Source organism: uncultured Streptomyces sp., from assembly GCF_947488945.1.
GTDB lineage: Bacteria > Actinomycetota > Actinomycetes > Streptomycetales > Streptomycetaceae > Streptomyces.
Window position 1 is genome coordinate 50,184 of record NZ_CANLBS010000004.1, and the last position, 21,910, is coordinate 72,093.

Genomic DNA, 21,910 nt, shown 5'->3' on the forward strand with positions numbered 1-21,910 from the left:
GCCGCACCGCGCGGCGCCGTTCACAGGAGCTTGAGGTCCTGTCCCTCCACCTCACCGGAGACCGCTTCCAGCCGCTCCTTGACGGAGTTGAGGATCTGGACCTCGTGCTCGCTGAGCGCCGAGAGGACCGAGCGCTGCTCGACCGCCAGCAGGTCCACCGGGTGGCCGGCCTCACGTAGTGCGTGCAGGGCGTCGAAGGGCATGGCTACCGGTACCTCGTTCTCGTAGTGCGGCCAGTCGAGGCGGACGCCGGCCGGTCCGATGGAGTGCTCCGCGACCGCTGCCGCCGCGAGGGCGCCGACGGCCACGGGGGCCTCCTGCCGCTTCCGCTCGTCCGCGGGCAGCGGCGGCCAGATCCCCTGGAGCAGAGCACCCTGGGCGTACAGTCGCGCAATCATTTCCGTACGATTCGACGCGCCCGTTCTCCGGAGCATGTTGCACAAGTGGGCCGCCACCGTGTGCGGGCTGATGCACAGGGCCGCAGCGATATCCCGGTTCGAGGAGCCGGCGGCCACGAGCGAAGCGATCAGAATTTCACGTCTGGTCAAACTCTTCACCCCTCAATTCGGTGAGCGAAGCGTTGACCGGCCGTGAAACACCGCGCTTCAGGGAAACGAGAGTAGCTGCGGGCCATGCTCCGGACAAGCATGCCTTTAAATGGATCACTTGCCACCGGATTCATAGTCATTCGAGGGATGTGGACCCGGGGGGCGCCGGAGCAGCCTTGCCCTTGTAACAGCCCGTGACCGCCCCTTTGAAGGAGTGACCCATGTCGCAAGCACCCCTCGACGCGTTGCGCAGCGCCGGCACCCCGGTCGACCTGCTGTCGGAGTCCGAGCGCGATGTCTTCAGTGCCCTCAGCCCGGACGAGGTCGCGGTCCTCGGCTCCATCCAGGCCCGGCTCAACGCCGTGTCGGCCGCGGTCGAGGGCCAGGTGAAGGACAACCAGGTCAACGTCCTCTGCTGATTCCAGAACCGGCGGGTCCGGCGGCACGACCGCCGGACCCGCCGGACAAGGCGCGCCGGACCGCCGAGCGCCAGGACACCCAGTGGGAGCGTGATGATGGACCAAGTCAGCAGATACCTGGTGCTGAGCGACCGCGCGTACGCCGACACCACCGGCGTCCCCGTCAGGCTCGCCTACAGCACCCGCACCGCGAGCACCGTCGCGGTGGACCTCCCCACCGCGCGGGCCCTGGAGGCCGGCGACGTCGGTGCGCTCACCCCGGCCTGGACCGGCGCCCTGCGGGCGGCGCAGGTGCTCGTACCGGCCGGCGAGGACGAACTGTCCGCCGTGCTCGACCGCAACCGGAGCGCGTCGGCGAAACGTTCGGCCGTGCACATCGCCCTCCTGCCGACCTCCTACTGCAACATGGGCTGCGCCTACTGCGGCCAGGAGCACACCCGGGGCGGGCTGTCCCGCGACCACCGCAGCCGGGTCCGCGACCGCGTGCTGCGCGCCGTGACCGCCCCGGAGACCCGGAGCGCCCGCATCGACTGGTTCGGGGCCGAACCGATGATGGGCTACGCGGTCATCCGCGACCTCGCCCCCCAATTTGTCGCCGCCGCCGCCGAAAACGGGGTCGCCTACTCCTCGGTGATCGTCACCAACGGCTCCCTCCTCACCGCGAAGAAAATCATCACGCTCATCCGTTCCTGCGGGGTCACCCATTTCGAGATCACGATCGACGGGCCGCCGGACATACACGATGAACACCGGCCGCTGAAAAGCGGACGAGGATCTTTCTGGAACATCGTGCGCGCCGTGCGTTCCGTACTCGACGAACCGGATCTGGGCACCACCCATTTCGCGTTCCGGACGAATGTCGATGTACACAACCAGGACGCCGTGCCCCGCTATATCGAGCTGATGGCGGAGCTGGGCTTCAGCCACCCCCGCGTCTCCTTCGCGATCTTTCCCGTGCACTCGTGGGGAAACGACGTGTCGGCGATCGAGGTGTCCAAGCACGAGTTCGCCCAGCGCGAGACGGGGTGGCTCCGGCTGCTCGCCGGGCACGGGCTGCACACGCAGCTGATGCCGACCACCGCGCGGGAGGTCCTGTGCCCCGCCACGACCCGCTCGTCCGAGATCATCAGCAGCACCGGCAACATCTTCTCGTGCAGCGAGTACCCCCTCGTCCCCGAGGCCGAGCGCACCCTCCCGCTGACGCACATCGACCGGGCGGGCACCGAACCGGTCCGGCCGCTGGGTCCCTTCGACGGCTGGAACGAGGAGATCGCCGCGGGCACCACCTGGTGCAAGGGCTGCGTCTTCATGCCCACCTGCGGCGGCGCCTGCCCCAAGGCCTGGCAGGAGGGCCATCCGCCCTGCCCCAGCTACAAGTACAACGTGCAGGACAGGCTCGATCTCATCGCCGCCCAATGCGGCCTGCGCGAAGCGGCCGGTGAGCCCGCCGGAGCCCGGTGATGACGGCGGAGGCAGTCCCGGACCCCCCTCGCCGGCTGCTCATCGGGGTGTGCGGCTCCGCCAACGTGCTCGCCGTTCCGCAGTACCTCATGGCCCTGCGCACCGGCCTGGGACCCGGCGTCGAGATCCGCATGGCCATGACCCGCTCCGCCGCCGTGCTCGTCCCGGCCGCCACCATGCGGCTGCTGTGCCGGGACGTCACCTGCGACGGTGAGGACGAACTGACGACCGGCCATGTCGCCCCCGCCGTCTGGGCGGACCGGTTCGTCGTCCTGCCCGCCACCGCCAACATGCTCGGCCAGGCCGCCCACGGACTCGCCTCCGGACTCCTCAGCTCGGCGCTGCTCGCCCATGAGCGCCCGGTGCTGTTCTTTCCGAGCATGAACAGCCTGATGTGGGAGCGCCCCGCCGTCCGCCGCAACGTGGCCCGGCTGCGCGCCGACGGCCACGCCGTGGTGGACCCGGTGCTCGCCCCCGCCTGGCAGATCGCCGCCGGCGAAGTGCGCAAGGACCTCGGGCTGCCGCCGCCGACCACCGTGACCGCCGTGATCCGCGAGTTCCTGGACTTGGACGTAGGCCCGCTCGGCGGCTGACCACCGGCATCAGCAGGAGGAGGACACGTGGCACCAGCCAGACAGAGGTTCCGTACGGCAGTGACGAGCGGGCCGATGTCGGTGCGCGGCTTCCGGCTGCTGCTCGCCGGGCAGCTCTCCTCCACGGTCGGCGACTACTGCTACGCCGTGGCGCTGCCGTGGCTGATTCTCTCCGGTGACGGCGGCCCCGTCCTGCTCGGCACGGTCCTGGCCTGCTACGGCATCCCCCGCGTCGTCACCATTCCGCTGGGCGGCGTGGTGGCCGACCGGATCGGCGGCCGGCGGGTGATGCTCGCGGCCGACCTGGTGCGGGCCGTGGCCGTGGGCATCCTCGCGGTGCTCGCGTCGACCGGGACCCCGACCCTGGCCCAGCTCGCGCCCATCGCCGTCGTCCTGGGCGCCTGCTCCGGGATCTTCATCCCCGCCTCGTACACCCTTCTGCCCGCCCTGCTGCCCAAGGAGGACCTGGGCCGGGGCAACGCCCTGTCGACCATGGTCAACCAGGTCGGCGGACTCCTCGGGCCGACGGCGGGCGGCGCCCTGGTGGCCGCCTTCGACGCGGGCCTGGCGCTCACCGTCGACGCCGCGTCCTTCCTCGTGTCGGCGCTGGTGCTCGCCCGGATACGCTCCGGCGCGGATACGGACGCGCCGCAGAAGGACGGGCCCGCGGGCGCCGAGGAACCCCCGGTCCGCGAGATCCCCTTCATGGAACTGCTGCGCCACGGAAGGCTGTTGCACGTCGTCCTGGTGGTGGCACTCGTCTGCAACCTGGCCTTCAACGGCACGATCGAGGTGGCCCTGCCCGAACTGGCCCACCAGGGCATGGGCGCCACCGGCTACGGCGTCCTGCTGACCTGCCTGAGCCTGGGCGGTCTGGCCGGTTCGCTGGTGGCCGCCCGCAGCCGGCCGGTGGAGTCGCCCGCCTATCTCTTCGCCGCCCTCGCGGTCGTCATGGGCATCGCCCTGGGCGCCGTCCCGTACGCCGGGGGCCTGGTCGGCGCCGCGGTGTGCGTGTGCGTCTACGCGTTGGCCAGTGGCTGGCAGAACATCGTCGTGGTGACGCTGCTCCAGGTCTGGGCGCCCCCGGCACTCATCGGCCGGGTCATGAGCCTGGTCATGCTGGCCGTCATGGGCACCTTCCCGATCTCCGTGGCCGTGGCGGGCTTCGGCGTCCGCCACCTCGGCGCGGCCCCGTTCTTCCCGGTGGCGGGCGCGGCCATCGCCCTGTCCGTGCTGGGCGCGCTCACCCAGCGCGCCTTCCGCGACCACCGCTCCGGCACCGAGTACGCCCCACCGTTCCCCGTACCGCCGTTCCCCGTACCGCCGGGGGTCCCGGCGAGCGGCCCCGCGCCCGGCGTGCCGGCCGCCCGCGCCACGCATCCACGGCAGGACAACAGTCAGGAGTCACAGCGATGAGCGTGTTCGTCCCGTTGGGCATGCCGCGGTTCGAGGGAAAGCCCGACCACGGTCGGCGGCCGGGCGGGTCCACCGCTTACCTGCTGGTCAACCCGCCGGTGACGGACCCGACGACCGCTTACCACTCGATCCCGTACCTCGTGGGCGCCGCCCGCGAGGCCGGCCACACCGAGTACGGCTGCGTGGACGCCAACATCGACGCCTTCACCTACCTCGCCGACCCCGAGCGCTTCGGCGCCGTGCTCGCCGCCGCGCGCCGCGCCCGCGCCGCGATCGAGGCCAGGTCCGCCGCCCCGCGCCGGCACGACGAGATCCGTTACCGGCAGGCGCTGGCCGCCGAGGGCCTGACCGCCACATCGGCCCGCGACGCGATCGGCGTGTTCCAGGACCCCGAGGACTTCTACCACCCCCCGACCTACGCCCAGGCGGTCGCGGTGATGAGCCGGTGGTGGGACCTGATCGCCCTGGAAATGCCTCCCGGCGCGGCGGACGGCTTCTCGATGCGGGCGAAGTCCGTCGTCAACCTGTGCAGTACGGCGGACCTCTCCGACCCGGCGGTCCCGGCGGCCGTCGCCCGCCCCTTCGAGGGGTACTTCGCCGACGAGTTCGTCCCGAAGCTGCGCGAACGCCCCTGGGCGGTGGTCGGCCTGTCGGTCAACTACACCAGCCAGCTGCCCGTCGCCCTGAGGATGGCCCGCCTGATCCGCAGCGTGCTGCCCGACACGGTGATCGTGTTCGGCGGCACCGAGGTCGGCGACGTGGTCAAGTACGCCCCGGACGCCGCAGCCCCGTGGCGGGTCTTCCAGGACGCCGACCTGATCGTCCCCGGCGAGGGCGAGACCGCCCTCATCGGCATCCTCGACGCGGTCGGCGACGGCGCGGTCCGGGGCGGCGACGCCTTCGAGGCCATCGCCGGTGTGATGACCAGGCGCCGGCCCACCCCCGACATCGCGTACGGCAGTGTGGCGACGCTCGCCTCCCCGGCGTACGACGTGTGGGACTGGGAGCGTTACTGGGCACCCGAGCCGGTGATCCTCTACAGCCCGACCCGGGGCTGCTACTGGAACAAGTGCACCTTCTGCGACTACGGCCTCAACACCGACCGGCCGACCTCGCCGTCGCGTGAACGCCCCGTCGCCGCCGTACTGGAGGACCTGCGGGAGGCGAGCCGCTACGGCAGGACCCTGTACTTCGCGGTGGACGCCATGTCCCCCCGCTACCTGCGCGACCTCGCCGCCGCCCTCGCGGAGTCGGCCCTGGACCTGCGATGGGCCGCCGAGCTGCGGTTGGAACGCACGTTCCCCAAGCGTGCCGTGGGCGAACTCCTCGCGGCCTCCGGCTGCGTCGCGATCTCCTTCGGCTACGAGTCCGGCACCCAGCGGATCCTCGACCTCATCGACAAGGGCGTCGGGATCGACGTCGTCCCCGACGTCCTGAGCGAACTGGCACGCAACGGCATCGCCGCCCAGATGATGGGCTTCACCGGCTTCCCCACCGAAACCCGGACGGAGGCGCTGGCGACGTACGAGTTCCTCCACCAGCACGAGAAGCTGTGGACCACCTCGGGCATCGGGGTGTTCTCGCTGACGCCCGGTTCCATCGTGGCCAAGGACCCCGGCCGCTTCGGGATCGAGCTGATGCCGCTGTCCGCCTCCGACGACATCCGGCGCTACGTGCCCTGGCGGGACCGGGAGACGGGCGAGGTCCACTGGCCGGTGCCGGACGACCCGCGGATTCCCCGCGAGTACACGACCGGCAACCGCAGGACCAACTTCGATCGCCCCTTCCTCGGCGGCATCGACTCCGCGCACACCCTGCTCTACTTCGCGCGTTTCGGCCGGGGACTGCTGCCCGAGGCGCCCGAGGAGGCCGGCCGCGGGAAGGAGCCCCGTGTCCGCCTGGTCGAGGAGCCCGTGGTGAGCGTCCCGTTCGCCTCCGTCGACGGACTGACCGGTGTCGACGAGCTGATGGCCGAGGTGAGCCGCAGGAGCAGGGCGCACCTCGACACCACGTCCGGCGCGTACGAGGACTGGCTGGACGGCCCCGGCACGGCCCGCCCCGGGACCTGCGGCGTCCTGGTCCTGGCCCATGGCGGCCTCGTCGAGGTGCCCGCCGGGGTGGACTTCGGCACGGACAACGCCATGACCCGCGCCCTGCGCGTGATGCTCGCGACGCAGGCCCGGGTGTGAGAACGCCCGGGGCGGCCGGGCGGGCACCGCGGTCGGCGCTGGGCCGCACGTCTCCGCCCGGCCGTGAGGCGTCCTGGCCGGTGCGCGTACCCGCGGGGACGACGCTTCAGCCGGCCACGCGGCGCACGGCGAGAATGGCGTCGTCGTCGTGCTGACCGCCGGATCCGGCTCTGCCGATCCGCCCGCCCGGAGCGGCACCCCGCCGCGTCAGCGATGTCCCGACCCCGAGGAGCTGATCGAGTACCCCGGCCGGCACCACCAGATCCCGTCCCACCACTTCCCGGAGATCGTCGGGCACAGCGGCAAGGAAACGACAAGGTCCCGCCAAGGGGTTCCGACGAGTGTGTGAGCACGCCGAGGAACCCCTGACAGGATCGAGCTCCACGCATGAACGGGACCACCACGCGGGCGGATGCCCGCGACCTCGTACCGGACGCCGACTGCGACGCCTTCGTACGGGACATCTACGACCGGTACGGCCCCCTGCTCGTCCGGTACGCCACGCGCCTGCTGGACGGTGACTGGCACAAGGGGGAGGACATCTTCCAGGAGACCGCGGCCCGCGCCTGGAAGCACGCCCGGTTCCTGGGCACCCGCAGCGAGAGCCTCCGTCCGTGGTTGTTCACCGTGACCAGGAACCTGGTCATCGACCATCAGCGGGCACGCCGGGTCAGGCCCCTGGAACTGCTGCCCGTCGAGGAGTTGGACGCCTCCGAGGACAGCACGGCGTCCACCCTCACCTCCCACGTGGTGTGGCAGGCACTGGGCGAGCTGAACGAGCAGCAGCGCACCGTCATCCGCCTCATGTACTACCTGGAGTGCAGCGTCACCCAGGCGGCCGAGCACCTCGGCATACCGGCCGGCACCGTCAAGAGCCGTGCCTTCTACGCCACGCGGGCCCTGCGCAAGGTGTTGGCGGAACAGGGGATCGTGGGGGTGTAGCCGCACCGCGACGACGTGGACGTCCGGGGCTCCGCGAGCCGTTGTCGCCGCCGCTGCGGACGCCGGCGGTGGGTCGGTGCGGCAGGTGTGCGGCCCCGCGTTCCCCGCCCGCGCGGCCGCCTTCGGGTTCAGCGGGCAGCGGCCGGTGTGGCGTGCCCGGACTTCGCGGCGTACGGGATTGCGTGCCGGTGAGCTGAACTCAGCCGGGCTCACCGCCGTTCTCAGCCTTGAGGGCCCGTCGGCGCCCGCACGGACACGGGCTGCGGCACGTCTCCGTGGACCGCGTTCGTCGGCGTCCTTACCCGGACGCCGACGCCACTCACGAAAGGACCGCACTCCTGTGACGGTCATCAGCAACCACCCGACGACGAGCGACCGCGAGAGGGCGGGGGCTGCTCTGCAGGCGACCCTGGCCGACCTTCTCGACCTGTCCCTGGTGGCCAAGCAGGCTCACTGGAACCTGCGCGGCCCGCGTTTCCGCTCGGTCCACGTCCAGCTCGACGAGGTCGCCACGACGGCTCGCAACCACGCCGACGCGGTGGCCGAGCGGGCGGCCGCCCTGGGCGTCAGCCCGGACGGACGGGCCTCGACCGTCGCGGCCACCAGTGGCGTGCCCGCTTCGGCGTCGGGCTGGATCAAGGACACGGATGCCGTGGAGGCTTTGGTGCACGCGCTTTCCGCGGTGATCGGGAGAGTGCGCGGGCGCATCGAGGAGACCGGCCAGGTGGATGTCGTCACGCAGGACCTCCTCATCGGACTCACCGCCGAACTGGAGAAGCAGAACTGGATGTTCCGGGCGGAGAACCAGATCTGACCGGTCCGGGCGGGACGGTGCCGGGCGGGAGGCCCCTGTCGCACGGACCGGTGCTCAGGTCCCGGACGGGATGCCGTCCCGGACCGGGCGCGGGTCCGCTCCCGCTGCCGTCCCGGACGGTCCGGTCGTCGCCGGAGCCCTCCGGGAGCGCGGGACAGGGACCGCGCCGCTACCCGTGCGTGCGCTGGAGTGCGGGGCTGGCGCCCCTCGGAACCGGGACCTTGTGGTTCCCCACCACCCTCTCCGGCACGGGGGGCACCGGGTCCTCGTCCATGTCGAGGGCGGTCAGCCGGTCGCGGACCTGTTGGGCGCTGTGCGACATCTTGCGTGCCTCGGCGTCCTCCAGGGCGTCCGCCCAGTGCGCGCGTGCGCCTTCCTGGTCGCCCATGGCCAGCCGGGTGTCGCCGAGCCGCATCAGCGTGCCGATGGCGTTCCGGTGGTCGCCCAGTCCGGCGAACGCCCGCGTCGCCCGCCGGTAGGTGGCCGCTGAATCCTCGTAGCGGCCGAGCAGCCGGAGGGTGTGGCCCAGGATGTCCCACGCCTGGGCGAGCTGCCAGGGGGCGTCGAGGCGCCGGAACAGGGCGATGCCCTCTTCGCTGTACCGGAGGCTCTGTTCGAGGTTCCCCAGGTTGGAGTGGAACCAGGCGAGTTCGAGGAGGCACTCCGCCAGCCACAGCTCTTCGCCCGTCTCGCGGGACAGTTCCAGCCCCCGTTCGCAGAACGCCACGGCTTCCGGTGTCCGCCCGAAAAGGAAGAGCGCGCACGCGGTGACGTAGTGGGCGCGTGCCTGTTCGCCGACGTCGTCGAGCTCCTCGAAGATCTCTGTGGCGCGTCGCAACTGCTGGAGGGCTTCCTCCTGGTGGCCGAGGTAACCGTGCACGCCGCCCAGGTGCCGCAGGCAGCGGCCCTCTTCGAGACGGTCGCCGCGACGTCGGGCCACGTCGAGGGCGGGGGCCAGTGCCGCGATGGCCTCGGGCCAGAACTCCTGTCGGTTGAAGTACTCCTTCAGCGACCAGGCGAGACCGGTGGTCCGGTGGTCGAGCCTCTGGCCCACGGCGGTGTCGAGCAGCCCGGACAGCACCCGGTGCTCGGCGTCGAGCCATCCGGTCGCCTGCGTGACGGTGGTGAGGGGTTCCGGCGTGGCGCCCGGGTGGGGGACGCCGAGGTCGAGGTCGGGCGACGTGTCCTGCCGGAGGAACTGGTTCGCCTCCCAGGCGGTGAACATGTAGTGGTCCAAAACCCGGAGAGTGGCGTGCCGGCGTCCCTCGCCGGTGTCGTGCGTGTGCGTGAGCTCCGTGGCGTAGCCGCGCAGAAGGTCGTGCAGGCCGTAGCGGCCGGGCAGCGGCTGTTCCACGAGGCAGGAGCCGAGCAGTCCGGCGAGTGCGCGGCGGGTCGGAGCCAGGGGCAGACCCGCCAGGCTCGCGGCGGCGGGGGCGGTGATGTGGGGGCCCGGGTGCAGCGCCAGCAGGCGGAACAGCCGGGCGGAGTGCTCGTCCAGCGACCGGTAGGACCAGGAGAAGACGGCGCGTACGTCGGTGGTGGTGTCGGAACCTGCGAACGCTTCGAGGCCGCCGTCGGTGTGCCGCAGGTCGCCGACCACGGCGTGCAGCGGCAGCGAGGGGTCGAGTTCCAGACGGGCGGCGACCACGGCCAGGGCCAGGGGGAGCCGCCCGCACAGGCGGATGAGGTCGGTGGTGGCGGTGGGCTCGGCGGCGAGCCGTTCGGTTCCGAGCCGTCGTTCGAGTGCCTCGTGCGCTTCGGCCTGCGACGGCAGCGCGAGCCTCAGGGGCTTGGCGCCGTCGGTCGTGAGGAGACCGGGAAGCTGGTTGCGGCTGGTGATCAGGGTGAGGCAGCCCGCTCCCGCGGGAAGCAGCGGGCGCACCTGCTGCTCGTCGCGGGCGTTGTCCAGGACCAGGAGGACCCGCCGGTCGGCGAGGAGACTGCGGAAGAGCGTGCTCCGGTCGTCCGTGTCCTCGGGGATGCTCGGGGCGGGGACGCCGAGGGCGGTGAGGAAGCCGTGGAGTGCGGTGCCCGGATCGACGGCGGGTGCGTGCGGATGGAATCCGCACAGGTTGACGAAGAGCTGCCCGTCCGGGAACGAGGACGCCGCCCGGTGCGCGTGGTGGACGGCGAAAGTGGTCTTGCCGACGCCGGGAGCACCGCTGATGACCACGGCCGGCGCGGTGACCGGTCCGGGGCGGCCCGGTGCACCGCTGACCGCGGACAGCCATGCGCCCTCGGCGGCCCGTCCCGCGAACACCGGAAGGCTCCGGGGCAGTTGCGCGGGGCGCGCCGGTCGCCGGGGCACGGCTCCCTCGGCGTGCGCGGCCGTCGTGCCGCCCGCGTCGGACCCGGCGTCCGCGCGGTCGGGCCGGCCGTCGGCCTGCCGACCGTCCGGCGCGGTCGCACCGCCCCCGTCGGGCGCCCCGGACGCGGTGGTCCCGGCCGGGCGGTGGCCGTGCCCGGTCATCGTGCCGGTGGACCGGCCGGCCGTGTGCAGGGGCGGCAGGTCGTGGTGGAGGATGCCCTGGTGCAGGGCGCGCAGCGGCGGGCCCGGTTCGAGGCCGAGTTCGTCGTCGAGGTGCCGGCGCAGATCGGTGTAGCGCTGGAGCGCCTCGGGGTGGCGGCCGGCGAGGTACAGGGCGCGCAGCAGCAGGGCCCAGCCGGTCTCCCGCAGAGGGTGCCGCGTGGTCATCTCCTGCGCCGCGGTGAGGGCTTCGGTGATCCGGCCCTGGAGAAGGAGCGCGGTGGTGCGGATCTCGCGCGTCGTCTGCCGCAGTTCCTCCAGGCGGGCCGTCTCGTCGGCGGCGAACAGGTGGTGCGCCGCGTCGGCGAACGCCGTGCCGCGCCACAGGTCCAGGGCGTGGCCGGCCTCCTCCACGACCCGGTCGGGCCGGCCCTGGTCCAGGAACCGGTGTGCCCGGGCAGCGGCCCGCTCGAAGCGGACGGTGTCGCGGTTCTCGGGCGGCACGCGCAGGGCGTAGCCCAGCGGTTCGGTGACCAGCGTCTCGAAGACTCCCCGCCGGCGAAGGTGCTGGGGTTCCAGGACCGCGCGCACCTTGCTGACGTGGGCGTGCAAGGAGGCGGGAGCCGCGACCGGCTCCCCTTCCGGCTGCTGCGGCCAGAGGTCCTCACGGAGGGTGTCCGTCGAGACCGCCCGGCCGTCGGCGAGCAGCAGGCGGATCAGCAGCAGCCGCTGCTTGCGCCGGCCCGGGTCGAGCAGGGCTCCCGCCCGCCGTACCTCCAGCGGACCCAGCACGCCGAAGTCGAGACCTTGCCCCACAGCTGTCACCGTACCCACCAGAACCTCGCACGACGCGGCGTCACCCCTGGGGCACGCACCCGGCCGGAGCCCGGCACGGGGAGGCCGGGGCGCGCGGTGCAGGAAACCGGCTCCGGCCCCGCCGACCGGGGCATGTCCGCCGGGGTGGCGCGGGGGACGGGGTGACGAGGACCCCGTTGTCCGCTTCCCGCATATCGGACAGGACATTAGCAGGGCGTCGTCGTCCGGCAGGCGTCGCCGGCCGGACGGGGACCGGGCCGGACGGCTCGTGAGGCGCCCGTCCGACGCCTCCGCCCCGGGCCGCGCGGGGTCGCACGGCGGCGCGAACAACCGGTCCGTGCCCGGAAGCGGCAGGTGAACAGATGTCATGACCTGCTGCGATACGTGAACCGGTGCGAGGTTCCTTCCGTCGAACGGTCGTACGGTTGTCGTCCGGAGTGGAGAAGAAATGGTCGTCGTAGAGGGAACGAGCACGGACCGGTTCGCCCCGGTGCGGGCGGCGCTGGCGGCGCACCTCGAAGCCGGGGAGGAATTGGGGGCGTCGATCGCCGTCGACGTGGACGGGGTCATGGAAGTCGACCTGTGGGGCGGCCACGCGGACGCGGCGCGGACCGTGCCGTGGCACCGGGACACGCTGGTCAGCATGTGGTCGACGACCAAGACGCTCACCAACCTCGCGGCCCTCGTCCTCGTCGACCGGGGGGCGCTGGATCTATACCGTCCGGTCGCCCACTACTGGCCCGAGTTCGCCGCCCGGGGCAAGCAGGACATCGAGGTGCGGCACGTGCTGGCCCACACCTCGGGACTCTCCGGCTGGCAGCAGCCCTTCACCATGGACGACCTCTACGACTGGCCCACCGCGAGCGCCCGGCTCGCCGCTCAGGCGCCCTGGTGGGAGCCGGGCTCGGCTTCCGGTTACCACGTGCAGACGCAGGGACAACTGGTGGGAGAGCTCGTCCGCCGGGTCAGCGGCCGTACGCTGACGGAGTTCGTCGACACCGAGATCGCCGGGCCGGCCCGGGCCGACGTCCAGATCGGCGCGCGCCCGGCCGACTGGCCGCGTATCGCCGATCTGGTGGCGCCGCCGCAGCTCTCCGGCCTCCCCGCCGGCCTCGATCCCGACGGGATCTTCACCAGGACGCTCCTCGGGAGCCCTGCCCGTGACGAGCACGTGGACACCCCGCGGTGGCGCTCCGCCGAACTCGGAGCCGTCAACGGACACGGCAACGCACGGGGCTTGGCCCGTGCCCTGTCCGTCCTCTCCCGGCGCGGTGAGGTGAACGGCCTCCGGCTGCTCTCCGCGGAGACGGTGGACAAGGTGTTCGAGGTGCAGTCCGACGGCGTCGACCTGTTCCTGGGCGTCCCCGTCCGCTGGGGTCTGGGCTACGCGCTCGCCGACCCGAGGACCATGCCGCAGATGCCCACCGGAAAGATCTGCTTCTGGGTCGGCCGGGGCGGTTCGATCGTCATGATGGACCTCGACCGGCGTGTCACGTTCGCCTACACGATGAACCGGGTGGGCGACGGAATCCTCGGCTCGGAGCGCACCCACAGCTACCTCAGGCACGTCTACGACTCTCTGGCGTCCTCCGACTGAGGGCGCACGCGTCCCGGCCCGGCCGCTCCGCTCCCCGGCCCGCTGCCCGGTGAACCGGTCCGGCCCTCCCCTCGTAGGACAGGACGGAAGGCGCTCCGCTCCCGCGACCGGACGGGGCCGTCCTGCGGAACCCGCGAGCAGCAGCCGCTGGTAGCCCGGAAGCCCGCCGGCCCCGGAAGCCCGCCGGCCCGGCCGCTCCGCTCCCCGGCCCGCTGTCCGGGACGGACGCACGGAACCGCGGAGCCACCCGCGCGGTGCCCCGTCGTCTTCCGCACGCAGCCACTCACCCCTTCACACGGCCCGTCGAGGCCGTCGAACCGACCAGAAGGACTCCACCCATGCGCATCACCCGCCTCGCCCGTCCCCGCCGCAGATCCACGCTGCTCGGCATCGCCGCGGTCCTGGGGCTGTCCGCCGCCGCCGTCGCCCTGCCCGGTGCGGCCGCCGCGGAGTCCCCCGAGCCCCGCCCCTCGGCACGTCCCACGATCGTGCTCGAACACGGAGCGTTCGCCGACGCCGCGAGCTGGGACGGTGTCGTCTCCCGGCTGCAGCGCGCGGGGTACCCGGTGGTGTCCGCCGCCAACCCGCTGCGCGGTCCGGCGACCGACGCCGCCTACCTGCGCAGCGTCCTCGACCACGTCGACGGGCCCGTCGTGCTGGTGGGCCACTCCTACGGCGGCACCGTCATCAGCCAGGCCGCCGTCGGCCTCGAAACCAAGGTGAAGGCCCTGGTCTACATCGCGGCGTTCCTGCCCGACGCGGGCGAGAGCTCGCTCGGACTGACGGACAAGTTCCCCGGCAGCACCCTCGGCCAGGCCATCGAGTCCGTCGACTACACCCTGCCCGACGGCGGCCGGGGCGCGGACGTGTACATCGAGCCGGAGAAGTTCCGCGCGCAGTTCGCCGCGGACGTGCCCGCAAACAGGGCAAGGCTCATGGCGGCCGGGCAGCGGCCGATCGCCGCCGCCGCACTGGAGGAGAAGTCCACCGGCGCCGCCTGGAAGACGATCCCCTCCTGGTCCCTGGTCACCACGGAGGACCGCAACATCCCCGTGGCCGCCCAGCGCTTCATGTCGGCCCGTGCGAAGGCCCGCACGACGACCGTCGACGCGTCCCACGCGGTGTCCGTGTCCCGCCCCGAGGCCGTCACCCGCATCGTCGAGCAGGCCGCCCGCACGGTCCGCTGACCCGCGGCTCCGCCTGCCGCACCCCGCACCGCACCACCGTGCCCGACCGGGCACCCACCCTCAGCCGCAGTTCCACCGGAAGGCAGCAACCACCATGGCGTTCATCACCGTCGACCAGGAAAACTCCACCAGCGTCGAGCTCTACTACGAGGACCACGGCAGCGGGCAGCCGGTCGTGCTGATCCACGGCTACCCGCTCGACGGCCACTCCTGGGAGAAGCAGTCCGCCGCGCTCCTGTCGGCCGGCTACCGCGTGATCACGTACGACCGGCGCGGGTTCGGCCGCTCCAGCCGGCCGACCACCGGCTACGACTACGACACCTTCGCCGCGGACCTGAACACGGTCCTGGAGACCCTCGACCTGGACGACGTCGTCCTGGTGGGCTTCTCCATGGGCACCGGTGAGGTCGGCCGTTACCTGGGCACCTACGGCTCCGGCCGGATCGCCAAGGCCGCCTTCCTCGCCTCCCTCGAACCGTTCCTGCTCCAGACCGACGACAACCCCGGCGGCGTCGACGGCGCCGTCTTCGAGGACATCGAAAGGGCCGTCACCGCCGACCGCTACGCCTACTTCACCGCGTTCTACGAGAACTTCTACAACCTCGACGAGAACCTCGGCACCCGCATCAGCGAGGAAGCGGTCCGCAACAGCTGGAACGTCGCCGCCGGCGCCTCCTCGTACGCGTCCCTCGCCTGCGTGGCGACCTGGTCCACCGACTTCCGCGCCGACGTCTCCGAGATCGACGTCCCGGCTCTGATCCTGCACGGCACCGCCGACCGCATCCTGCCCATCGAGGCCACCGGAGAACGCTTCCACCAGGCGCTCCCGCAGGCCGAGTACGTCGTCATCGACGGCGCGCCCCACGGACTGCTGTGGACCCACGCCCGGGAAGTCTCCGAAGCGCTCCTCGCGTTCCTGGCCAAGTGACACCCGGCCCACGTCCTGCCCGCCGCCGGGCGTGGACGTGGGCGCCCGGACCGTCGGCGGGCCCTCGGGACCGGGGGCCCGCCGTGCGGGGCCCCTCGCGCACACCGTTCCCCGGACGCGCGTCCGGCACTTGACCTTGCAGTCGCCGCAAAGCCGAGGATGGCGTCATGTTGTCGATCAGTGAGTTCAGCGAGATGTGCGACCTGACGCCGCAGACACTCCGGCACTACCACGCCGAAGGCCTGCTCGTCCCGGCCGGCGTCGACGGGCGGACCGGCTACCGCTCCTACGCGTTCGGGCAGGTCGAGCGGGCCATGCTGATCACCGCCCTGCGCGGCACGGGCATGGGCGTGCCGCTCGTCCGACGCGCGCTCGACCGTCCGGACGAGGCGGCGGCCCTCCTGCGGGAGCACGTGTCCGACGTACGGCTCCGACGCCGGGCCGAGGACGAGGCGATCGCGGACGTGAGCGCGCTCCTCGCCTCGCCCCCCGAACCGGTCCTGCGCCACGTGGACGGGACGACCGTGGTGTCGAAGCCCGTGCCGGGCCCGTCCTCCGGGGGCGCCCGGTACGACTGGGACGCGGCCGACGCCACGGTCGCCGCCACCGTCCGGGACGTGGTGGGGGCGCTGGAGTCGTGCGGGGCCGGGGCGGTGGGGACGCCGTGGCGGACCCTGGCCGCCGGGACGCCGGAGCAGAGGAGCCGCATGCTCGCCGGCGAGGGACCGCACTGGCTGGTCACGGTCCCCGTCACCGCACGCGAGGGCGCCTTGGCGGCGCTGCCCGCCGGCTTCGCGGTGGAGACGTTCGAGTCCCGGAACGAACTGGCGGTCTTCGTGCCGGGCAGGAGCTCGATGGCCAAGCACGCCACCGCGCTCTCGCGCCTGCTCACCCACCCCCTGCACGCCGCCTACGTCGACACCTCGCGCACCCGCCATCTGCTGCACCCCGAGGGAGTCGAAACCGCCATGGCCGTCGAGGAGTTCCACGAGTCGGGCGACGACTGACGACCGCATCTTCGGCGGCCTGCCGGACATCGTCGGCTTCGGCGGTCCGGGCGTGTACGTGGCCCGGAACCCCTACCACCGCTGCAGGACCCGGTAACCCGGTCCCCGGAACCCGCCGGCACCACCACAGGGGTACTCCCGCCACATAGGGGTACCCGCGTCCCGAGGCACGCCGGGAACGGCCCGGCCAGGGCACCCGCCCTCGACGCAGTGGGAGAGGGAATGAGGCTTCGGGACTTCGCACAGAACGCCGCGTCCCGGTGCACCGCCGAGGTGGTGGGCGGCCGGTACCGTCTGGACGGGATGCTCGGCTCGGGCGGTGCGGCGTACGTGCACCGGGGGTTCGACCTGCGGCTGAGGCGGCCGGTGGCGGTCAAGGTCTTCCGGCCGGACGCGGGCGTCGACTTCGAGGAGAGCCTGCACAACGAGGCCGTCATGCTGGCCCGGTTGGACCACCCCGGCCTCGTCACCGCCTACGACACCGGGCAGCACGACGGACGCGCCTTCCTGGTCATGCGGCTGATCGACGGCGACAACCTGCGCAAGCGGATCGCCGAGGAGCCACTGCTCCCCGGCGCGACCGCCTCCGTCGGGGCGGGCGTCGCCCGCGCCCTGGACCACGCGCACGGAGCGGGCATCGTGCACCGCGACGTCAAGCCGTCCAACATCGTCCTGGACGCGGCCCGACGCCCGCACCTCATCGACTTCGGCATCTCGCGGATGCTGGACGAGACCTCCCGCACCACGTCCGGGACGCTCGTCGGCACCGCCGCCTACCTCGCTCCGGAGCAGGTCCTCGGCCGCCCCGTCGGCCGGGCCGCCGACGTCTACGCGCTCGGCCTGGTGCTCCTCGAATGCCTCACCGGCAGGCTGGAGTACGACGGCATCCCCTTGGAGGCCGCGATCGCCCGGCTGCACCGGGCGCCCGTGCTGCCCCCCGGCCTGCCCGGCGGACTCGGTTCGCTGCTACGGGACATGACCAGCCTGGACGAGCAGGACCGGCCGACGGCCCGGGACTGCGCCCGCGCGCTGTCCGCGCTGGCCGACGAGGAGCGCACGGTGCTCGCGCCGGAAGCGCCTGCCACCAGTCTGGTCGCCGCCGGGCGGGGAGCGCCGCGCACGGCCGAGCACACGCACCGGAGCCCGGCGCCCGCCGGGGCGGGGTCCACCCGCCGGATGCCGCCCGTGCGGGGGCGCCTGGCGCTCGCCGGTGTGGCCGCCGCGCTGGCTGCCGTCGCGGTGACCGCCTTCGCCGCCACCGGCGCCTCCGCACCCGGCGGCGACGGCCGGAGCGCGTCCAGCGCCTCGGACACCCCCGCCGCAGAGCAGACGGAGCAGACGGAGCAGGCAGAGCGGTCGGAGAACGGAACGGCGGCGTCCGCGGGCGGGGGAGCGGTGGACACGGCGTCCCCGGCGGCGTCCTCCCCGCGTCCGGACGCCCCCGTCGACGTATGGGCGGACGCGTCCGGGGGCGCCCTGCCGGAGCCGATGGGCTCGACCGGTCCCCCGGTCACGCCGGAGCGGGGCGTGCCCGACGGTACGGCGGCGACGCAGGACGCCGGGGCGTCCGCCACCCCGCATCTGCCGCCCGGCCTGGCCAAGAAGGCGGCCGGGGACACGGCGGACCATCCGGGGCGGGACCGCTCCGGATGCGTCCCGGCGTGCGGCCCCCGCCCGTAGCGAGGGCCTGATCAGCCTGCCCGCGCGGGGGTCTCCGCGGAGGACACGCACGGGGGCTTCAGAGGCCGGACACCTTGGCGCTCGCGGACAGTTCGTAGACCAGGGTCAGGGTCCGGCGCCCGCCGGGCGGGAGGGGCACGGACCAGTGGGCGATGCCGTCCGCGTCGACCGCGTCGGGCACCGGGGAGCAGGCGTCCTCGCGTACGCGCACCTCCACCGCCGACACCTCGGACACCGGGATCCGCTCCCGCACCACCACGGTCCGCTCGCCCCGCTCCCCGGCGGCGGAGAAGCGGGACAGGTGCAGCCGGACCGTGCGGGTGATCACGGTGCGCTGGGTGAGGCCGGTGGAGTCACGGGTCTCCTCGGTCTCCCGCACCACCCGGTGGTCGTCGCCGCTGCCGAAGGCCAGCTCGGCGCGGGCGCCGGGGGCGGTGAAGTCCAGCGTGGACCGCCCCGCGAAACCGCTGCCCCGGACGAGGTCCACGGGCCCGGCGAGCAGCGCGTGGCCGGACAGGTTGTCGAACCGCACCACCCGTGTGACGAGCGGGGACAGCTCCGGCGCGCAGGCGTACTCGCCGGGCGCGGCGGTGGTGAACACGGACACGGGTATGCGGTGGGCGCGCCCGTCGGCCGCCACCGAGACCGGCGCGGCGGGGCGCAGCACCCGCGGTTCGCCGCCGTCCTCCACGCCGGGCAGCGTGCGCGCTCCGGGCGGCTCGGGGGAGAGCGGGTCGGCGTGCTCCACCTCGCGCGACTCCACCTGGATCGTGCGGCGTTCGGCCGGGGTACGGTCCTGGAGCGTCAGCCGGTCCTCGTCCAGTCGCGGCGGATCGCCCGCCAGGGCGGAGCGGGACGTCGACAGGGTCAGCCGTACGCCGGTCCAGTCCTCGCCGGTGCGCTGCCAGACCGTGGCGTCGGTCTCCAGGGTGAGCGAGTCGCCGACGAGGGCGGCCCGGTAGGAGGGGCGCCAGAGCGCGCACGGGGTGAGATGGCTCAGCCGGAGCCCGGCCGGACCGGCCGCCGCCGCGTCCACCGTCAGCTCGATGTGGCCGAGCAGCTCCGCCGGTTCCTCCTCGGCGAGGTCCATCGCCCGTCCGGTGGCATCGAGTTCGGCCGTCAGCTCGGCGGAACGCGCCTGAAGCGCCCGCAACCGCTCGCCGTGCGTGTCGCGCTCGGCGTCCAGCCGGTCCAGTTCGGCGGTCCAGCGCTCCGGTTCGCACGCGCCGCGGCCCGCGCCCTCGGCGATGTCCCGCAGCAGGTCGTCGGCGAGCCGCCCGAGCAGACCGAGGCGCGTGCGCAGCCGGTCGCACCGGTGCTCCAGGGCCCGCCGCTCCTCTTCGAGGGCGTGCGCCCGCAGCCGCAGGGCGGAGTCGTCGTCCGCGGACGGCCGGGGGCCGCGCGGTGTCCAGGTGCGTACGATCCGCGCGTCGAGCACGGTCGCCGGGAATCCGGCGGTCAGCTCGGCGTGCAGGGTCCGGTCGACGGCCAGGGCGCTGACCGGACCCAGGCGCAGACGCTGGACCCCGGCCGCCAGGTCGAGCGCGGCGGTGCGCTCGACGTGGGCGCGGTCCTCCAGGCAGGTGACGGCGGTGACCGGCAGGGCGATCGGCTTCGGGGGCGTGGACATGGGGTGCGTCAGCTCCTGCGGTTGCCGCCGGCCAGGGTCTTGCCGGCCGGGATGCGGATCTCGTAGCCGCCGTCGAGCGCGGCGGTGGCCCCGGAGGGCAGCTCCAGCCGTCGGACACGGGTGCCCGGGGCGTGCCGGTCGGGGCCCGCGCCCTCGTCGGGCACGCTCCATCCGGGCCGTTCCTCGATCCGGACGTCGGGGTCGGAGGTGACGGGCACCCGTTCGCGCACCTCCACCGTGACCGGCGCCGCGAGCCGGTTGGCCAGCTCCACGTGGACGCGGTGGTCGAGCACCGTGACGTGGTTGCGCAGGCCCGCGGTCGACTCGTGCACCTGGGTGCGCCGGGTGACCCGGATGCCCTCGGCCGGGCCCAGGCCGACCCGGCGGGTGCCGCCGGGGGCGAGCGTCGGCAGCGCGGCGGTCAGCAGGAACTCGCCGTCGAGGGTGACCTCCACCGGGCCGGCCAGCAGGGCCTGTCCGGTGGAGTTGGTGAGCACCAGCGTGGCGTACACGGTCGGCTCCACGGACGGGACGCAGAGGTACTCGGTACGCAGGCCGACCGGGATCTCGCCCACGGTGACGGTGTGCCAGGTTCCGTCCGACGGGATGTCGGCGCGGGCGGCGGCGTCGAACCGGTGGTCGAAGGAGCCCGCCGACTCGCGGGGCCGCACCGCCCGTCCCGGCAGCGGTGTACGGGCCACCGCCTCGGCCCGGCGCCGGTGTTCGGCGGTCACCGGGTCGGGTGCCGCCGCGGGGAACAACTGGCCGCGCCGCCCGGCGGGTTCGTCGGCTCCCCGCAGGACCAGGGAGGCGTAGTCGAGCTGCATGTCGCTCGGCTGCCGCGGCCCGTCCGCCGGGGGCGGCGGGGGCGTGGGCGCGCGGCCGGGAGGCGCGGGGGCCGCGGAGAGGGGTGCGGCCGTGCGCGGAGCGGCGGCCCGTGCGGGCGCGGCGCCGGCGAAGGACGGAGGAGGGCCGCCCGCCACGGGGGCGGGCGGCGGCGGACCGCCCGGGCTCCGGGGAGCCGGGGGCGGCACCGCGCGGGCGGCGACGGACGCCTGCGCCTTCCCGGCGGCGAGCGGAGGGGGTGCGGCCGGCCCGGGACCCGCCGCGTCGTACCCGGAGAAGAGGTCGGCGAGCCCGGCCGGGGGCTCGCGCCAGCCGGAGGGCGCCGGTGCGGGCTGGCCCCGGCCGATCCGGACGGAGCGCAGGCGCGGGAGTCCGGTGCGACGACGGAGGTCGGCGGTGGCCAGGGCGACGCGCACCCCGGTCCAGTCCTCGCCGGTCCGCTGGGCCACCGAGGCGCGCAGTACCAGCCGGCCCTCGCCGTCGCCCTGCCGGTGCGCCAGGCGGTAGGCGGGCGCCCAGACCGCGCCCGGCACCCCGTACTCCAGCTCCACTTCGACCTCGACCTCGACCTCGGCCCCGGTTCCGGCCTCGGCCCCGGCGTCGGCCCCGCCGGAGCCGTCGGCGGGCCCGGTGAGGGTCAGCACCGCGCAGACCGCGGTCTCCACGTGGGCCGCGGGCGCGTCGGTGGAGGCGCGGGCGAGCCGGTCGGCGGCGACCGCGTACGCGTGCTCGGCGGTGCGGAGGGCTTCCTCCAGCTCGTCCAAGCGGTCGTGCAGCGCCGTCAGCCGCTCGTCGACGAAATCGGCGAGCGCCAGCCACGCGTCGACCGGGGTGCGCCGGTGCGGATCCTCGGGCTCGCGGGGCGGTGGCACCGGGCGCAGAGCCCCCGCCTCCTCGATCCGGACCAGCTGCCGGTCCCGGCGTCCGCGCGCCGCCGCGCACACCTCGTTCAGCCGCTCGGCCTCGCGGCGCAGCTCGTGGGGCGCGTCCGCGCCGGCCGATCCGGCCTCGACCTCCACCCGAGCCTCGGTGACGCGTACGCCCGGCGCGCCCAGCACCGTGGCCCGCAGCGAGCCGGGGTCGATCGAGCGCGGGAGTCCCGGTATCCGCACCCGGCCGTCCGGCGGCACGCTGCCGCGGGCCAGCCGCCGGCACAGCGCGCCCTGCGCGTACACCACGACCGCGTCGAGAGTCGAATCCCACCGTGCCGGATCTGCCGTCATGTGCTCCGCCCCCGCCGCGTCCATGTCGGGGGAAGCCTACGCCCGGAGGGCCGGGGAACGGGGGCCGGATCACAGGGGCGGCCGCGGACGGCATTGACGGCCCGTCAGGTGGTGTCGCCGCGACGGCTCTTGCCGCCGCGTCCGGTT

At 73.7% G+C, this 21,910-nt stretch carries 17 protein-coding genes and 1 pseudogene; 12 read left to right on the forward strand and 6 right to left on the reverse strand.

The features are described from left to right. Positions 1-20: 20 nt before the first annotated feature. Positions 21-398 (reverse strand): aroma-sacti cluster domain-containing protein, encoded by a 378-nt coding sequence (locus Q0994_RS06900; protein ID WP_299530388.1) that lies wholly within the window; start codon positions 396-398, stop codon positions 21-23. 3 nt (positions 399-401) lie between these two features. Then, positions 402-557: pseudogene (locus Q0994_RS34130) on the reverse strand (helix-turn-helix transcriptional regulator); the annotation flags it as partial. A gap of 212 nt (positions 558-769) precedes the next feature. Here Q0994_RS34130 and Q0994_RS06905 point away from each other — a divergent pair. The 5 genes from Q0994_RS06905 to Q0994_RS06925 all read left to right on the forward strand — a co-directional run bounded on the left by Q0994_RS06905 (position 770) and on the right by Q0994_RS06925 (position 6,626). Continuing rightward, entirely contained in the window at positions 770-967 is a 198-nt protein-coding gene (locus Q0994_RS06905; RefSeq protein ID WP_299530389.1) for an aroma-sacti cluster domain-containing protein, read from the forward strand. A gap of 96 nt (positions 968-1,063) precedes the next feature. After that, positions 1,064-2,428 (forward strand): radical SAM protein, encoded by a 1,365-nt coding sequence (locus tag Q0994_RS06910; RefSeq protein ID WP_299530390.1) that lies wholly within the window; start codon positions 1,064-1,066, stop codon positions 2,426-2,428. Continuing rightward, a complete protein-coding gene (locus tag Q0994_RS06915; protein ID WP_299530391.1) occupies positions 2,428-3,021 on the forward strand; it encodes a flavoprotein in 594 nt (197 codons plus the stop codon). Before Q0994_RS06910 ends, Q0994_RS06915 begins: the two co-directional genes overlap by 1 nt. 27 nt (positions 3,022-3,048) lie before the next feature. After that, complete coding sequence (locus Q0994_RS06920; RefSeq protein WP_299530392.1) at positions 3,049-4,437, forward strand: MFS transporter; 1,389 nt, start codon at positions 3,049-3,051, stop codon at positions 4,435-4,437. Beyond that, complete coding sequence (locus Q0994_RS06925) at positions 4,434-6,626, forward strand: radical SAM protein (protein ID WP_299530393.1); 2,193 nt, start codon at positions 4,434-4,436, stop codon at positions 6,624-6,626. Before Q0994_RS06920 ends, Q0994_RS06925 begins: the two co-directional genes overlap by 4 nt. A gap of 106 nt (positions 6,627-6,732) precedes the next feature. On the opposite strand, the gene Q0994_RS06930 is transcribed toward Q0994_RS06925, so the two are convergent. Further along, positions 6,733-6,924 (reverse strand): hypothetical protein, encoded by a 192-nt coding sequence (locus Q0994_RS06930; RefSeq protein WP_299530394.1) that lies wholly within the window; start codon positions 6,922-6,924, stop codon positions 6,733-6,735. Positions 6,925-7,013: 89 nt separating this feature from the next. Between Q0994_RS06930 and Q0994_RS06935 the strand changes: the two genes are divergently transcribed. Together Q0994_RS06935 and Q0994_RS06940 are read left to right on the forward strand one after the other, a co-directional pair. Further along, positions 7,014-7,568 (forward strand): sigma-70 family RNA polymerase sigma factor, encoded by a 555-nt coding sequence (locus Q0994_RS06935; protein ID WP_299530396.1) that lies wholly within the window; start codon positions 7,014-7,016, stop codon positions 7,566-7,568. A gap of 340 nt (positions 7,569-7,908) precedes the next feature. Beyond that, positions 7,909-8,382, forward strand: a complete 474-nt coding sequence (locus Q0994_RS06940) for a Dps family protein (protein WP_299530398.1) — start codon at positions 7,909-7,911, stop codon at positions 8,380-8,382. Between the two features lie 169 nt (positions 8,383-8,551). On the opposite strand, the gene Q0994_RS06945 is transcribed toward Q0994_RS06940, so the two are convergent. Beyond that, positions 8,552-11,665, reverse strand: a complete 3,114-nt coding sequence (locus tag Q0994_RS06945; RefSeq protein WP_299530399.1) for a BTAD domain-containing putative transcriptional regulator — start codon at positions 11,663-11,665, stop codon at positions 8,552-8,554. A gap of 448 nt (positions 11,666-12,113) precedes the next feature. On the opposite strand from Q0994_RS06945, the gene Q0994_RS06950 reads away from it, so the two are divergent. The 5 genes from Q0994_RS06950 to Q0994_RS06970 all read left to right on the forward strand — a co-directional run bounded on the left by Q0994_RS06950 (position 12,114) and on the right by Q0994_RS06970 (position 18,064). Beyond that, positions 12,114-13,262, forward strand: coding sequence for a serine hydrolase domain-containing protein (locus Q0994_RS06950; RefSeq protein WP_299530400.1), 1,149 nt, complete (start codon positions 12,114-12,116; stop codon positions 13,260-13,262). Positions 13,263-13,600: 338 nt separating this feature from the next. Next, the gene (locus Q0994_RS06955; RefSeq protein ID WP_299530401.1) at positions 13,601-14,449 is read left to right on the forward strand and encodes an alpha/beta fold hydrolase; all 849 of its coding nucleotides are present in this window, start codon (positions 13,601-13,603) and stop codon (positions 14,447-14,449) included. Positions 14,450-14,543: 94 nt separating this feature from the next. Next, the gene (locus tag Q0994_RS06960) at positions 14,544-15,377 is read left to right on the forward strand and encodes an alpha/beta fold hydrolase (protein ID WP_299530402.1); all 834 of its coding nucleotides are present in this window, start codon (positions 14,544-14,546) and stop codon (positions 15,375-15,377) included. Between the two features lie 167 nt (positions 15,378-15,544). After that, positions 15,545-16,384: a MerR family transcriptional regulator gene (locus Q0994_RS06965; RefSeq protein WP_299530403.1), complete on the forward strand. Its 840-nt coding sequence runs from the start codon at positions 15,545-15,547 to the stop codon at positions 16,382-16,384. Positions 16,385-16,606: 222 nt separating this feature from the next. After that, on the forward strand, positions 16,607-18,064 hold the full coding sequence (locus Q0994_RS06970; RefSeq protein ID WP_299530404.1) for a serine/threonine-protein kinase: 1,458 nt from the start codon (positions 16,607-16,609) through the stop codon (positions 18,062-18,064). Positions 18,065-18,122: 58 nt separating this feature from the next. Here Q0994_RS06970 and Q0994_RS06975 read toward each other — a convergent pair whose 3' ends face one another. Together Q0994_RS06975 and Q0994_RS06980 are read right to left on the reverse strand one after the other, a co-directional pair. Then, positions 18,123-19,694 carry a mucoidy inhibitor MuiA family protein gene (locus Q0994_RS06975; RefSeq protein WP_299530406.1) on the reverse strand — a complete coding sequence of 524 codons (1,572 nt, stop codon included), beginning with the start codon at positions 19,692-19,694 and terminating at the stop codon, positions 18,123-18,125. A gap of 8 nt (positions 19,695-19,702) precedes the next feature. Then, positions 19,703-21,763 (reverse strand): DUF4139 domain-containing protein, encoded by a 2,061-nt coding sequence (locus Q0994_RS06980; protein WP_299530408.1) that lies wholly within the window; start codon positions 21,761-21,763, stop codon positions 19,703-19,705. Positions 21,764-21,910: the final 147 nt, after the last annotated feature.

Coding starts and splice junctions, on each gene's coding strand:
- Q0994_RS06900 (WP_299530388.1), bottom strand. CDS start 398: ATGATTGCGCGACTGTACGCCCAGGGTGCTCTGCTCCAGGGGATCTGG.
- Q0994_RS06905 (WP_299530389.1), top strand. CDS start 770: ATGTCGCAAGCACCCCTCGACGCGTTGCGCAGCGCCGGCACCCCGGTC.
- Q0994_RS06910 (WP_299530390.1), top strand. CDS start 1,064: ATGGACCAAGTCAGCAGATACCTGGTGCTGAGCGACCGCGCGTACGCC.
- Q0994_RS06915 (WP_299530391.1), top strand. CDS start 2,428: ATGACGGCGGAGGCAGTCCCGGACCCCCCTCGCCGGCTGCTCATCGGG.
- Q0994_RS06925 (WP_299530393.1), top strand. CDS start 4,434: ATGAGCGTGTTCGTCCCGTTGGGCATGCCGCGGTTCGAGGGAAAGCCC.
- Q0994_RS06935 (WP_299530396.1), top strand. CDS start 7,014: ATGAACGGGACCACCACGCGGGCGGATGCCCGCGACCTCGTACCGGAC.
- Q0994_RS06950 (WP_299530400.1), top strand. CDS start 12,114: ATGGTCGTCGTAGAGGGAACGAGCACGGACCGGTTCGCCCCGGTGCGG.
- Q0994_RS06955 (WP_299530401.1), top strand. CDS start 13,601: ATGCGCATCACCCGCCTCGCCCGTCCCCGCCGCAGATCCACGCTGCTC.
- Q0994_RS06960 (WP_299530402.1), top strand. CDS start 14,544: ATGGCGTTCATCACCGTCGACCAGGAAAACTCCACCAGCGTCGAGCTC.
- Q0994_RS06965 (WP_299530403.1), top strand. CDS start 15,545: ATGTTGTCGATCAGTGAGTTCAGCGAGATGTGCGACCTGACGCCGCAG.
- Q0994_RS06970 (WP_299530404.1), top strand. CDS start 16,607: ATGAGGCTTCGGGACTTCGCACAGAACGCCGCGTCCCGGTGCACCGCC.
- Q0994_RS06975 (WP_299530406.1), bottom strand. CDS start 19,694: ATGTCCACGCCCCCGAAGCCGATCGCCCTGCCGGTCACCGCCGTCACC.
- Q0994_RS06980 (WP_299530408.1), bottom strand. CDS start 21,763: ATGACGGCAGATCCGGCACGGTGGGATTCGACTCTCGACGCGGTCGTG.